The 12,318-nt window shown below is 37.0% G+C and carries 14 protein-coding genes; 10 read left to right on the plus strand and 4 right to left on the minus strand.

Annotated features, from left to right (window positions below; all coding sequences use genetic code 11):
- The first annotated feature begins 58 nt into the window (after positions 1–58).
- The gene (locus EHQ47_RS17515; RefSeq protein ID WP_135747143.1) at positions 59–646 is read left to right on the plus strand and encodes a DUF6272 family protein; all 588 of its coding nucleotides are present in this window, start codon (positions 59–61) and stop codon (positions 644–646) included.
- On the opposite strand, the gene EHQ47_RS17520 is transcribed toward EHQ47_RS17515, so the two are convergent.
- On the minus strand, positions 621–1,292 hold the full coding sequence (locus EHQ47_RS17520; RefSeq protein WP_135747144.1) for a TetR/AcrR family transcriptional regulator: 672 nt from the start codon (positions 1,290–1,292) through the stop codon (positions 621–623). The two genes, EHQ47_RS17515 and EHQ47_RS17520, sit on opposite strands and share 26 nt — an antisense overlap.
- Before the next feature lie 70 nt (positions 1,293–1,362).
- Between EHQ47_RS17520 and EHQ47_RS17525 the strand changes: the two genes are divergently transcribed.
- Both EHQ47_RS17525 and EHQ47_RS17530 read left to right on the plus strand, forming a co-directional pair.
- Entirely contained in the window at positions 1,363–2,286 is a 924-nt protein-coding gene (locus EHQ47_RS17525; protein ID WP_135777719.1) for a hypothetical protein, read from the plus strand.
- On the plus strand, positions 2,283–2,720 hold the full coding sequence (locus tag EHQ47_RS17530) for an ABA4-like family protein (protein WP_135777720.1): 438 nt from the start codon (positions 2,283–2,285) through the stop codon (positions 2,718–2,720). The genes EHQ47_RS17525 and EHQ47_RS17530 overlap by 4 nt, the downstream gene beginning before the upstream one ends.
- Here the strand turns inward: EHQ47_RS17530 and EHQ47_RS17535 are convergent.
- On the minus strand, positions 2,717–4,357 hold the full coding sequence (locus tag EHQ47_RS17535) for an ankyrin repeat domain-containing protein (protein WP_135777721.1): 1,641 nt from the start codon (positions 4,355–4,357) through the stop codon (positions 2,717–2,719). The genes EHQ47_RS17530 and EHQ47_RS17535 overlap by 4 nt on opposite strands.
- An 86-nt stretch (positions 4,358–4,443) precedes the next feature.
- On the opposite strand from EHQ47_RS17535, the gene EHQ47_RS17540 reads away from it, so the two are divergent.
- From EHQ47_RS17540 to EHQ47_RS17565, 6 genes are all read left to right on the plus strand, one after another.
- Positions 4,444–5,271: a hypothetical protein gene (locus tag EHQ47_RS17540; protein ID WP_135777722.1), complete on the plus strand. Its 828-nt coding sequence runs from the start codon at positions 4,444–4,446 to the stop codon at positions 5,269–5,271.
- A 57-nt stretch (positions 5,272–5,328) separates the two neighbouring features.
- Complete coding sequence (locus EHQ47_RS17545) at positions 5,329–6,351, plus strand: zinc-dependent alcohol dehydrogenase (protein ID WP_135777723.1); 1,023 nt, start codon at positions 5,329–5,331, stop codon at positions 6,349–6,351.
- 16 nt (positions 6,352–6,367) lie between these two features.
- A complete protein-coding gene (locus EHQ47_RS17550; protein WP_135777724.1) occupies positions 6,368–7,204 on the plus strand; it encodes a DUF4846 domain-containing protein in 837 nt (278 codons plus the stop codon).
- Positions 7,205–7,238: 34 nt separating this feature from the next.
- Positions 7,239–7,829, plus strand: a complete 591-nt coding sequence (locus tag EHQ47_RS17555) for an LOG family protein (protein WP_135777725.1) — start codon at positions 7,239–7,241, stop codon at positions 7,827–7,829.
- Between the two features lie 32 nt (positions 7,830–7,861).
- On the plus strand, positions 7,862–8,674 hold the full coding sequence (locus EHQ47_RS17560; RefSeq protein WP_135777726.1) for a hypothetical protein: 813 nt from the start codon (positions 7,862–7,864) through the stop codon (positions 8,672–8,674).
- A gap of 63 nt (positions 8,675–8,737) precedes the next feature.
- A complete protein-coding gene (locus EHQ47_RS17565; RefSeq protein WP_135777727.1) occupies positions 8,738–9,913 on the plus strand; it encodes an MFS transporter in 1,176 nt (391 codons plus the stop codon).
- A 192-nt stretch (positions 9,914–10,105) separates the two neighbouring features.
- On the opposite strand, the gene EHQ47_RS19875 is transcribed toward EHQ47_RS17565, so the two are convergent.
- Positions 10,106–10,432 carry a hypothetical protein gene (locus EHQ47_RS19875; protein WP_244290395.1) on the minus strand — a complete coding sequence of 109 codons (327 nt, stop codon included), beginning with the start codon at positions 10,430–10,432 and terminating at the stop codon, positions 10,106–10,108.
- Between the two features lie 399 nt (positions 10,433–10,831).
- Positions 10,832–11,545, minus strand: coding sequence for a YqjF family protein (locus EHQ47_RS17575; RefSeq protein ID WP_135777728.1), 714 nt, complete (start codon positions 11,543–11,545; stop codon positions 10,832–10,834).
- A 105-nt stretch (positions 11,546–11,650) separates the two neighbouring features.
- Between EHQ47_RS17575 and EHQ47_RS17580 the strand changes: the two genes are divergently transcribed.
- Positions 11,651–12,277, plus strand: coding sequence for a hypothetical protein (locus EHQ47_RS17580; RefSeq protein ID WP_135777729.1), 627 nt, complete (start codon positions 11,651–11,653; stop codon positions 12,275–12,277).
- Positions 12,278–12,318 lie beyond the last annotated feature (41 nt).

Here is a 12,318-nt window from a genome sequence, read left to right on the forward strand (position 1 = left end):
GAAAAAGCGCTTGCGGCTTTTACATAAATAGTCTAGATTCCATAGTTGAACTAGGACTATGCGAAAATACGGCAATTTTAAGTTTGCAAATCAAATCAACAACCAAGATCCCGATTCCAAATTTCAAATCCATTTAAAACCCTTGGATTTGATGCGTTATTGGCGGCGCATCGGAATTCTTTCCGATTTTATCGGATATTTTTACGGATTTTCTTTTTTACCCAATGTTCCTACCGAATCCATAGACATGAAAAATTCAGAGATCGTAAATTCTATCTCTACCGTATTCAATGAATTATTGGAAAATGCTGCAAAATATTCTTATGATAAAAAAGCAGATATTGAAATTTCCCTTATCCATAGAGGCAAAACTTTTGAAATGTATGTTCGTAACAAAACAAACGAATCAAATGTTTTTGCTTATGAAGAAAGTTTAAAAGAAATTTTTTCAGCAAATGACTTAGAACCTTTGTATCTGGAAAAATTGGAAACAAATGAAAAAGATCTCCAACGTTCTGGGATAGGTCTCATTTTGGTTTTAAAAGATTATCCAGTAGAGATGGAAGTAACTTTCGAATCGGAAGACAAAGACACAGTCATCACAAGTCGGGTCATCTACTTTATAGACGGGTTCCCTCAATCATAATCTCTAAAATTTGATTTACCTCTTTGCGAAAGGACTCTTCTTCCTCTTTGGATTTGATTTGTTTCCACTTACGTTCATTCAGCACTGCAAATCCATGGACCCCACTCCAAAAACTCATCATCAAAGTATCAGTAGGTACTGAGTTTTTTAACTTCAAAGACTTTTGGCCATACTCCACAATTTTGAACATTCCGAGATAAGCAAGTTTCCCACATTCTCTCAATTCATCAGAAAGAGGATCTCCTGAAACATAAATCTCACCACCAAACATCAGTTCTGTCCTTCTTGGATTTTTAAGCAGTAGAAAAATATATTCCACACCCGCCATTTTGACTTTTTCCAACGGATCCTCTGAATGGTTCCAGGCTCTTTCCATTGCTTCCGTTAATTCCCGAAAACCTTCCGTGACAAGTGCCTGGAGGAGATCCATTTTTTTCGGAAAATGGCGATAGGGGGCTGTATGACTGACTCCTAAATCATTCGCAATATCTCGCAAACTCAAAGAAGAGACTCCAGTGGTTTCTAAAACTTTTTTGGAATGTTCCAAAACCTTTTCTCTGAGATTTCCATGGTGGTATCCAGTCGCTTTAGCAGAACTGGAAGGACTTGGTTTAGGGAGAGTTTGTTTTTTTTTGGCAGGTTTCATATAAAAAATGTTTACGGCGTATACATTTAATGTTGACAGAGTCTACATCTATATATACATTGTCTACATTATGGAATTCGATGACTACAGAAAACAACCACTTTTTTGGAATGGGATCGCTATGGCAGTACTCACTGTTGCCATCCTTCCTCTCCTATTTTTAGACACAAGAACCCTTTTGGGAACAAATGTCTGGATCAAACCTTTAAAATTTTCCCTCTCACTGGGATTGTACTCTTTTACCACAATTTGGGTTTTAGTTAAATTTCTAAAAGATTGGAAATTCAATGGCCGGATTCAAATGGTCTTAACCATCACTGCTCTGATCGAAATTGTTCTCATCACCTTACAAGCATCACGTGGAGAGATGAGTCACTTCAATGTTACAAATACTTGGAATCAAATTGTTTATTCCGTTATGGGTACGAGTATTTCTATCTTTTGGTTTTTTCATCTTTGGATGAGTTACCAAATTTTTCGAAAACAATCTATACCTAAATCCGTGAAAGAAAGTTTAGTTTGGGGACTAACCATTGCTGGGTTTGGAATGATCATTGGATTTTTTATGACTTCTCCTCGCCCTGACCAACTAGAAGCAATGAAACAAGGAATTTTTCAAACGAGTGGTTCCCATAACTTCGGAACAGGAAACCCAGGTGGTTCCTTATTTTTCCTAGGTTGGGACAAAAAACTAGGTGATATGAGAGTTCCACATTTTTTTGGAATGCATGTGATGCAAATCTTTGTATTTCTTTCTGCGTATTTACTTGGTAAAACAAATTCCAATCAAAATCTAGTATTCGTTCGGCTCACAGGTATTTCATTCTTAATCATGAATGTAGTGATGGTCATCCAAACTTTAAATGGAGAATCAGTATTTTATTTGAATCCTTTGTTTACTAGTATTTATGGACTTTGTATTTTGATGATTTCTATTTGCCTTTTCAAATTAAGTTCACAACAAAAAGAATTTCACAAGGAAGTAATTGTATGAACCCTTCGATTATTTTTAAAATTGCAAATGGAATCACAGTTCTATCATGGTTTGTTTTGATACTTTCACCAAACCAAACAAAGGTGATTCGCCTCTTAAGAGTTTTTGTGTCCGGACTTGTTTTGGGTGGGGTTTATATATTTTCAATCCTCATTGGAAGTGGAGAAGCAGAAGGGAATTTTTCTAGTTTAGAATCGGTCAGATCCTTATTTGCCAATGATTACTTTTTACTGGCAGGTTGGATCCACTACCTTGCCTTTGATCTGTTTTTAGGAACCTGGGAAGTGGAGGACGGATTAAAAGTAGGAATCAACCGATGGGTTCTTGTTCCCGTTTTGGCCTTAACTTTTTACTTTGGGCCGGCTGGATTTGTTTTGTATTTGATTCTACGAACGGTTAGTCGTTCGTTCATTAAAAATAAAAAAACAACCTAACCGCCGTAAACATCCAAGAGAGAAAGAACTCGTTGGCATCTGTTCTTTTTCTCTTCGTCTCCTTCCAATTCAGCAATTTCCAAATTTTCAAAAGCTAAATCCCTTCCCGTTTTTTCATCCAAGGTTTTGGCATTGGATTTGGCTCCGGATTCTAATAATAAAGCCAGAACAGCAGAATTGCCGAATTTACAAGCTTCATGAAGAGCCGTACTACCACTGTTATCTGCCGTATGAATATCGATGCCTGCATTGATTAATCTTTTTGCCAAACTTGGTTCTCCAAAAACAGAACACCAATGCAAAGGAGTCATTCCATTGACTGATTGAAGATTCACTTTTGCTCCCCTTCGAATGAGTTCATCCATAAGAGCAGTTTTTTCTTGCAATCGAAGTGTACTATCTTGGCACAATTTAAAAATTGCAGTTTCGCCATTGGCATCAAATTGGTTGGGATCTGCCCCTCTCTCCAAAAGTCGCATACAAGATTTGTATTTTGCTCGGACAAAAGACTCTTGTAAAAGAGAAAAACCCAAAGGATTTCGAATCGGATCATTTATGACATAGTCAAGAGAACCCACTGTACGAACAAAGGAATCCAAAAGATAAATATCATCTGAATCTAACCAATCCAAAGTTTTATCATCATTTTTCGATTCTAAACTAGAACCTAAATTGATTTCATAACCGTCCGGAAACTTATGTTTGAGAAGTGGTATAAACAATGGTTCTCCATCAGAATGACAAACAACATCATGAATGAGCCGCCAATGTTTTGGGGTTGGCACAACTTGGTTGGAAAGAAGAAAAATCAAAGTTTCATTTAGTTTTTTCTGTGTTAGTTGAAACACAACTTGTAAGTTCCCTTCTTTAAAATGAACTTCAGAAATTGTGGATTGGTTTTCTGGCCAATGGTAAATAACCAAAGTCAAAAGTTCATCTCTCTCATGTTGTTCCAAATGAGAAAACGATTCTTGCAGTGACAAAATATTTCCTGATAATGCATGGATTTTTGCAGCCAGTTCATTGGAAATAAAATCTGGAAGTTTTTTATCTGAATCTCCGTGTTCATCAAATTGAATTTTGTAGATATGTGTTGCGGTAAAACTTCCGTGTAACAAGGTATTCCACTCATCTGCAATGGCTAAATACAATTTTCCTGAGACGGAATGGTCCTCTAAAACATCTACAGTAATCGAAAGCCTTAGTGGTGAGACATTAACATTCTGATTGATAATTATATTTAATGTTTTTGATGGTGATTCGGCTGTTATATCAAAAATAAAATTCTTTAATCGGATGATTTCAGGTAATCCGGAAATTGAAATGCGTAAATCGTTTTCATTTCCATCCTCATCTTTTAGAAAAACAAGTTCCTCGTTTGACCAGTCCGAGATAAAATCAGTTGTGTATCTGCCAAAAATTTGGCCTTGGAGTTTATGATTTGGAATAAAATCCTTAAAATTTAAATCATATAACACGAGTGAGTCGGAAGATTGCGAAGAAAAGTCTGCACGGTAATCAAAATGATTCCAGGCAGAACATTTTTTGCAGCGATACTTTCCTTTTTTACCTTCCAATTTGGAAGTTGAAACAGAATGACCGCTAAAACAATTAGAACAGGATAAGATCGTTTTCATATTTCGCTTGTTCCGATTAATAAAACAGGAGAGTTTTGACGGATCAATCGAAAATTCAAAACTTCTAACCATTCAGGCAGGAATTCATGAGACAAAATCAATATTTAGTCATTGGAGGATCGGGAGAGGCGGGCCAAAGTGCCATCACTTGCCTAAAAGAGAAGGATCCATCTGCCTATATCATAACATCAACTACAACAAATGAACCTGTGTCGAATGCCGATCTTACATTTTTCGATAAATCAGCTACGCCAGGACTTTCCAAAAAAATCCAAGAGGATCTACAAAATCATAAGGTTCTGTCCAATTTTAAAGCCATCATTTATACTCCAGCTCTCGGTGAGGTAGGGTTTCCCATCATTGAAAGTACCCCCAAACAAATCGAAGATACTTTAGGAATCAGTTTTTATCCTCTTTTGGAGTTGGAAGAAACTTTCAATCCAGAACTTTCAGTTGCTTATTCCGCATTTTATTGGTTGAGTCATACTTTGTCTTTTTATGGTTCGATGGGAATCGCTAAATACAAAGGTGACCTTTGGGCATTGGCAAATCCCCAAAAAAGAAAAATTGTTAGGGCAGGAACTTTTTTTTCAAAGAGTGTTCGAGGGATATCGATTGTCCTCCAACGGACAATGAAAAAAACAAATAATCCCGACCTTCTAACATTAAAAAGTCGGTATGAAAACTCAGACCAAAAATTTTTGGACTTTTTTCTTTCTTATGCTTGGGAACATGAAAAGGAAAGTTTTCAAAAAAAATTTGAAACACCATATCGTCCAACAAAACGGGAAGATTTAGGTCGCGGCCTAGGCCTCGCTTTAGATTCTACAGAACCCATTGTTACAGTTCTCGGAGATTGGACTTGGAAAGAAACTGAACTCCCCCAAGTTCCTAGTTGGTTCCAACAATTCTAGTTGTAAGTTTTAATCTTCTTTTTCTAAATAGACCAATCGGTATACACGAGGTGTTTTATGCGTCGATTGATGTTTCGTAAAAAAGGTATCTTAGAATGGGAAGAGACCCAACCACTCACAATCACTGGTGAAAACCAAGTCATTGTAGAACCCATTGCCATTGCCCGTTGCGATCTGGATTTACCCATCCTTCGGGGAGAAACTTTATTTCGTGCACCGTTTCCTGTGGGTCATGAGTTTATAGGCAAAATCAAATTTGCCTCAGAAGACCTAACCAATTTATATTCGAAGGGAATGAATGTAGCGAGTTCCTTTCAAATTTTTTGTGGAACCTGCCCTGCTTGCCTGAACCATCATTCTAATTCCTGCGAATCTGTTCCTTATACTTCAGGATTTGGAATGCCACCGGGTGCTCATTCCTTTGGCGGTGCCATTGCTGATGAAATCAAAATTCCATTCGCCAAACAAATGCTACTTGAGGTTGATCAAAAAATCAATCCCGTAGGAATTGCAAGTCTAAGTGATAATATTGCCGAAGTTTGGAAACTTGCAGGTAGATTTTTAAACCAAAAAAAAGACCCAAACGTTTTGGTTGTCGGCGGACATGCCGGAAGTATTGGACTTTATACAGCTTTATTTCTCCACCAAACAAAGAAAGCTGAAGTGATGTATGTTGATACAAATCCCACGCGGATTCAATTGGCCGAATCCTTAGGAATCCCAGTAGAACATTTTGCCCAATTTCCCAAACCAATAAAAAAGTATGATTTGGTTTGTGATGCATCAGCTGATAAATCAGGTTGGGATTTTGCTGTCCGCTCTTTGGGACGAAATGCTATTTTTAGTTCGGCTTCTATCTTTTGGACCAACCAATGGGAAATTCCTTATCTTGAAATGTACAACCAAGGTGTACAAATCCATTTGGGACGAGTGGAGTCCAAAGATTCCATGGAGGCCTTGTATCCTTACATTCGTTCTGGTGAATTTACCCCAGAAAAAATTGTTACAAACCAAGTTTCCTTTGATGAGGCGAAGGATGCTTGGTTAGAAGAATCAATCAAACTTGTGATTACAAAATGAAGTTAGTCCAATCTATATGAAAAATTTTGCTTTTTATTTTATGAAAAATCAAATTCCAAATCGTAATCTTTCGGTTTGGTTTTTTTTTATCCTGATCCTTTTTCTGATCCAAAATTTATATGCCGATTCCATTCAAGAACGTTTTCCTCCTCCCAAGGAATTCAAAAGAGTCAATTACCCAAATCATAGTTTTGCGAGTTTTTTACAAAATTATCCTTTAAAACCGAAAGGAAGTCCAGTCCACCTCTTTGATGGAAGGACAAAAACCAACGAGGTCCATGTTGCTGTTTTGGATTTTCCTCTCCTCAATGCCGACTTAATCCAATGTGCCGATGCAGTGATGAAACTACGCGCCGAGTATTTTTATTCCTTAAAACAATACGAAGAGATCCATTTTAAAATCAGCAATGGGATGGATGTTGGATTTCCCAGGTTTGTAAAAGGAGAAAGAGTCCATGTAAATGGAAACAAAACCAATTGGAAAACAGGCAAATTCAAAAAGGGAGTTGGAAGAGATGTATTTGAAGAGTATTTAAGATTTATATATAGTTATGCGGGAACCATTTCTTTAAAATCTGAATTAAAGAAAAAACAAATTAGTGAATTAAAACCAGGAGATGTTTGGATTGAAGCTGGTTCTCCTGGACATGTGGTTCTCGTAGTAGACCAAGTCACTGGAAAAGATGGGCAAACTTTATTTCTTCTGGCACAAAGTTATATGCCTTCCCAAGAAATGCATATTCTAAAGTCAGAAAGTAAATATTCCCCTTGGTTTGAAATTCCTAAAAACCAAACCTTCTCTACTCCTGAATGGGAATTTCCAACAAAAGAAATTTATGAATTTACAAATTGAAAAATCAATTATCTTTTGATAACCAAATTACGAAATGAATCAAATTAAAAATATTGCCGTCTACTGTGGTTCCGCACCCGGATTTGATCCCAAATTTATGACCGCAGCATACGAATTAGGCGAATCACTAGCAACTCAAAATATTGGTCTGGTATATGGCGGAGCCAGTGTCGGCCTGATGGGAGCTGTAGCCAACGGTTGTTTGTCAAAAAATGGATCGGTAACGGGTGTACTTCCTACATTCTTAAAGAAAAAAGAAATCGAACATGGTGGGCTCGGCAAACTAATCCTTGTCGATACCATGCATGAAAGAAAACGAGTTATGTTTGACTTATCTGATGCATTCATTGTTTTACCGGGTGGATTCGGAACGATGGAAGAGTTTTTTGAAATTATCACCTGGTCTCAATTAGGTTTACATCGCAAACCAGTTGTTTTATTGAATTGGAATGGATTTTATAACCCACTGGTCCAAATGTTTCAAACCATGGTGGAATCTGGTTTTTTAAAAAAAGAAAATATGAATCTCGTGCTAATCCTAGATAAAACGAAAGACTTACTTTCTCACTTACAAAACTATTCCCCGTCTACGACAGAGAAATGGTTGTCGGAAGATGCCATCTAATGGAGATTCACTGGCAAGGGTCACAGAAGACAATGCTTTCAAGTTTGCATACAAAACAGTTTCTAAAATTACTCTCACTCATCATCGGTCTTTCCCTCTCGATCGGATTGTTCCCATCCCTTTTAGCCAATCCCGACCAATTTGACGGGGACATCTACTATGCCGACACGGTCAGCCAAAACCGCAACCGTACGCCACAAAGACCACATCCAGACCTCCACGTTCCTACCGTTCCCGCCAAACAAGATATAACAGTATTCTCCAATGCGCCCACAGACAAAACCGCTTATCCTTATATCCAAACAACGATTAACTTTGTCGAAGGCCATTTGTCTTTGAAGGCATTTTTATCTGATGGAACGGAAGTCGCATATTCCACAAGAGGGGAACACCTTCGTTACTCCAAATGTTACGGTGACTTGTGTATCATTGTCTCCCAAAAAAACCTGTTAGGTGTGAGTAATACAAGCACTGAATGGGAAAAGGGACATATCTTTGGCGAAGAACGATACGAAGTGGCAATGGGTCACAAAGCGGCACTTGTTGCAAGCGATCGAAAACTTTACATATACAACAGTTATACGAACCATTGGGAAACCATTAGCCTTGAACAAGAAACCTTAAGTGCCTTTGCCAACCTATATGACAAAGTGGCTATCATCACATCACGCCGTATCCTTGTGATGGATCTCACGACCGAGATGCAATACGAACAAAATTTACTCCTCCGACGGATTTATCAATTTGAAATGCGAGATGGGTTTATTAATTTTTATTCTGGTAGTAAACTATGGATGTTTCGCCACCAAACAGAGGCATTCGAAGAAGTGGATTTGACCGATTAAGTTACGAACACAGTTGCCTAAATTTTATTTATTTGTAAGCATATAAAACCATAAAATCAATTCATGAGATTTACCTTACCAATAATCATAGTATCGCAATTTTTATGTACTTCACTTTGGTTTGCAGGAAACTCGATTATTTCGGACTTAGCCAATGATTTACACCTCGAACATCACTTTTTGGCTAACCTAACAAGTTCAATACAGCTTGGATTCATCATCGGAACATTAGTATTCGCAATTTTTAATATTTCCGATCGTCTTTCTCCATCATTAGTATTTTTCATTTGTTCACTTTTGGCTGGACTTTTTAATCTCGGAATGACATTAAAATCAATCCAACCTATAGAAATTCTTTCATTTCGACTTTTAACTGGTTTCTTTCTTGCTGGAATCTATCCCGTTGGTATGAAAATAGCATCTGACTACTTCCAAGTTGGCCTCGGAAAATCTTTAGGTTTCTTGGTTGGTGCATTAGTATTTGGAACTGCCTTTCCTCATTTATTAAAAATTTTTACAATCGGATTCCCTTGGAAGTATGTTTTGTATGTAACCACAACTTTGTCGTTATGCGGTGGATTGAGTATTTTGTTTTTTGTTCCCGATGGACCATATCGAAAATTTGGTCAAAAATTAAAATTTGCTGCATTTACAAATGCATTCAGGAATAAAAATTTTCGAGCAGCTTCCTTTGGTTATTTCGGACATATGTGGGAATTATATACTTTATGGGCTTCTATCCCAATAATACTGATTTCTTATAATAGTCACCATCCAAATTTAAATTTGAACGTACCATTACTTTCGTTTCTGATCATTGGATCTGGGGCCATAGCCTGTGTTTTCAGTGGATTGTTTTCCACGCGATTTGGTGCAAGAAAGATTGCTACTATATCACTTTTTTTATCTTGTTTATGTTGTTTGACTTCTCCATTTTTTTTGTCATCTGGATCAGTTGTTTTATTAATCCTGTTTTTATTTTTTTGGGGGCTCGTAGTCATCGCAGATTCACCAATGTTCTCAACACTTGTGGCTGAGAATGCTCCGGAAGATTCAAGAGGATCTGCATTGACAATAGTAAATTGTATTGGATTTTCAATCACGATTGTAAGCATCCAACTGATAAGTTTTTTCGCAGAAAAAATCAATTTTCAGTATCTTTACTTACTACTTGCGATAGGCCCCATCTTCGGCCTCTATGCTTTATTGAAAAAAAATAATAAGGGCGCCTCACTTTGATTTGGTGTTTAAATATCCCTCTATGGCGTGACCGCGCTTTCCGCTCCAATCTTTCCGATTTGATTTGTTACAAATATCTTTTCTCTCCGGAAAGGATTTCCGCTCCAATCGCTGGCGCGGGATTTTTTACAGACATAGATGAAAGATAGTCTAAACCAATCGAGCAGACTTAAAACAATTTCTCTATCATCTTTATCCATTAACGTCTTTTAACACCTGTAAAATATCGACCTTCTCTTCTTTGGATTGGATCACAAAAGAAGAAATTCCATTCTGAGACAATGTATTTTGGATTTTGACTTTAATCCCGTTCGATTCAAAAACAAAAGAAACATCCTCTTGTTTAAAACCTAAACGTAAAAAACCATTTCGTATTTCCTCTGGGTTTGCGGTCTCTAAAACAAAGGATTCCATTTCCCAAAGCGAAGTTTTAGATTGTTCTTCGAATTTTTTTCGCAAATTATCAGTTTTATATTCAATAAAGAAAGTTTGGAAATCTCCCAAAAAACGATTCAACATTACAATTTCCGAGATGACTACCTCTTCCCTCTTTGCATTAAAAACTTTTTGCTCCATAACATGAGAAACAGTAAATTCTAAATTTTCTAATTCACGTTTGGTTTTAGTTAAATCTAAATCGGATTGTAATGCAAAACCTACAAATTGATTGATGAGAAAATTCGTTTCCTCTTTCTCTCTTTTATTTTCATACCATAGATTTCCAAAATTCCATTTTGGAAGGCAAACATTCCACTCTGGAAGGGTCCATAATTTGTTAGGGGTATCAGAGTGGTTAACTGAAATCGGTTTTTAAAAAACTGGAATGTTTTTTCAGGTTCCGAAGCATAGAGAAGGAAATGATCGAAATTGGAAATCATGACAGCCCTATGTTTGATATATCCCTATGAAACAACAATTCTAGTTTTGGTTCCATGCTATTACTTTTACGCCTGGAGAATAATGGAATAAAGAAGGTTGATTGAAGTCTAGGTAGTCATTAAACTTCTGATACTTTATTTCTAAATTTTTTAACTCGCAATGATATAATTCCCAAGGTTTATGATGAATCTCTAATGGATTTTGATTTTTAGAATTATCTTTGTATAAACAATATCTTTCCGTTAACCATAAATCAATACCTTTCAAATTTTCATTTTTATTTCCAACCGTAAAATCAATTTTTATTTGACTTCTTTTTCCATTCAAATAATAAAAGTTAGACGATCTTGCTATTTTAGAATGTTCATAAGGCAAACCAGATAAAAGCTTTGCCATAACTGCAGGAATCAATTTTTCCGCTTCAATACTTAAAAAATAGACACCTGGTTTGTTTTTATTTTTTACATATGTTCTTAAATTCACTTCATGAAAATTTGAAAAATACGGAACGGGAAATGTATTTCTAATTTGAATTTGATTCATTGTGAATGCTACAACGGATACAAAGTAAGATCCTTCAAAAGAATCCAATTCTAAAAAATCGGGAACCAATTTCATCAAATCTTTCTCTTGAATTTGGTAATGTAAAAATAGAACATCATTCCATTCCTGATACCAAAACCAATTCTTATTTGGCATTTCCCAAGACCTGTGTTTTTTGTATGATATGATATCTTTGATTTCTTCTTTCATTCATTTATCCACAAAGTTCGATCGAGCTACATGATATTTTTTTTCATCAATATTTTGGCAATAAGAGAAAGCACAAAAATTCACTCTCCTCCCGTCTAACCTCCAATGTTTCCCGAAAGACCTGTTTGGATTTGGAAGGGTGATCCACAATTTGCTTTGTTGCAACTTGTCCTTCTCATTCTTTTCTTTTATCTAAGCTTTCGGGCCAGTGCTTACCTCACACATAGAATGGAACTTGTCCGAATGCATAGCAAACGACTGGACCGGTTGGCATTTCGAGCAGGTTGCAACAGGGAGGAAAGAAACCTCCTCCAATCCTTCTACTCCCAACTAGATCGCCGCCATCGTGTTTTACTGGCACACAACCACGCCAAAGAATACCTCCGCCAACATTTGCTTCAGTATATATCTTCTTTGGAAACAAATGATTTTCCCAGTTTCCTTTCTTTGGTCGCAAAATTCCTAGGAACGGCAAACGACCCAAGACCAATTTTTGGCCTTCGTGAATTTGCCATCGTACAATCTGGGCAAAGGACTTATTTCGCACAAGTGGTTGATCCAGGCCTCGGAGAAGTCCGACTGAAATTGGGAATCCAGGGAGCAAACTTACCCAAGGTGGCAAACGTGAAGGTCACTGTTTTTCGAAACCCAAAAGGACTCCAAACCATTCAGGGAGAGGCCCGATGGGAGGCACCGGCCTCACTTTATTTCCTCCCGACCCACTCGCTTTGAAAAATTGACCAAAATCGATTCGCGCTTGAAAGATTCTTTCG

Origin of the sequence: Leptospira bourretii, assembly GCF_004770145.1 — a bacterium.
GTDB classification, from domain to species: domain Bacteria; phylum Spirochaetota; class Leptospiria; order Leptospirales; family Leptospiraceae; genus Leptospira_A; species Leptospira_A bourretii.

Bases quoted from the DNA above. Each gene is read 5' to 3' on its own strand.
- EHQ47_RS19875 (WP_244290395.1), bottom strand. From the start codon at position 10,432: ATGTTGAATCGTTTTTTGGGAGATTTCCAAACTTTCTTTATTGAATAT.
- EHQ47_RS17540 (WP_135777722.1), top strand. From the start codon at position 4,444: ATGAGACAAAATCAATATTTAGTCATTGGAGGATCGGGAGAGGCGGGC.
- EHQ47_RS17535 (WP_135777721.1), bottom strand. From the start codon at position 4,357: ATGAAAACGATCTTATCCTGTTCTAATTGTTTTAGCGGTCATTCTGTT.
- EHQ47_RS17575 (WP_135777728.1), bottom strand. From the start codon at position 11,545: ATGAAAGAAGAAATCAAAGATATCATATCATACAAAAAACACAGGTCT.
- EHQ47_RS17550 (WP_135777724.1), top strand. From the start codon at position 6,368: ATGAAAAATTTTGCTTTTTATTTTATGAAAAATCAAATTCCAAATCGT.
- EHQ47_RS17545 (WP_135777723.1), top strand. From the start codon at position 5,329: ATGCGTCGATTGATGTTTCGTAAAAAAGGTATCTTAGAATGGGAAGAG.
- EHQ47_RS17580 (WP_135777729.1), top strand. From the start codon at position 11,651: ATGTTTCCCGAAAGACCTGTTTGGATTTGGAAGGGTGATCCACAATTT.
- EHQ47_RS17565 (WP_135777727.1), top strand. From the start codon at position 8,738: ATGAGATTTACCTTACCAATAATCATAGTATCGCAATTTTTATGTACT.
- EHQ47_RS17560 (WP_135777726.1), top strand. From the start codon at position 7,862: ATGCTTTCAAGTTTGCATACAAAACAGTTTCTAAAATTACTCTCACTC.
- EHQ47_RS17520 (WP_135747144.1), bottom strand. From the start codon at position 1,292: ATGAAACCTGCCAAAAAAAAACAAACTCTCCCTAAACCAAGTCCTTCC.
- EHQ47_RS17555 (WP_135777725.1), top strand. From the start codon at position 7,239: ATGAATCAAATTAAAAATATTGCCGTCTACTGTGGTTCCGCACCCGGA.
- EHQ47_RS17515 (WP_135747143.1), top strand. From the start codon at position 59: ATGCGAAAATACGGCAATTTTAAGTTTGCAAATCAAATCAACAACCAA.
- EHQ47_RS17525 (WP_135777719.1), top strand. From the start codon at position 1,363: ATGGAATTCGATGACTACAGAAAACAACCACTTTTTTGGAATGGGATC.
- EHQ47_RS17530 (WP_135777720.1), top strand. From the start codon at position 2,283: ATGAACCCTTCGATTATTTTTAAAATTGCAAATGGAATCACAGTTCTA.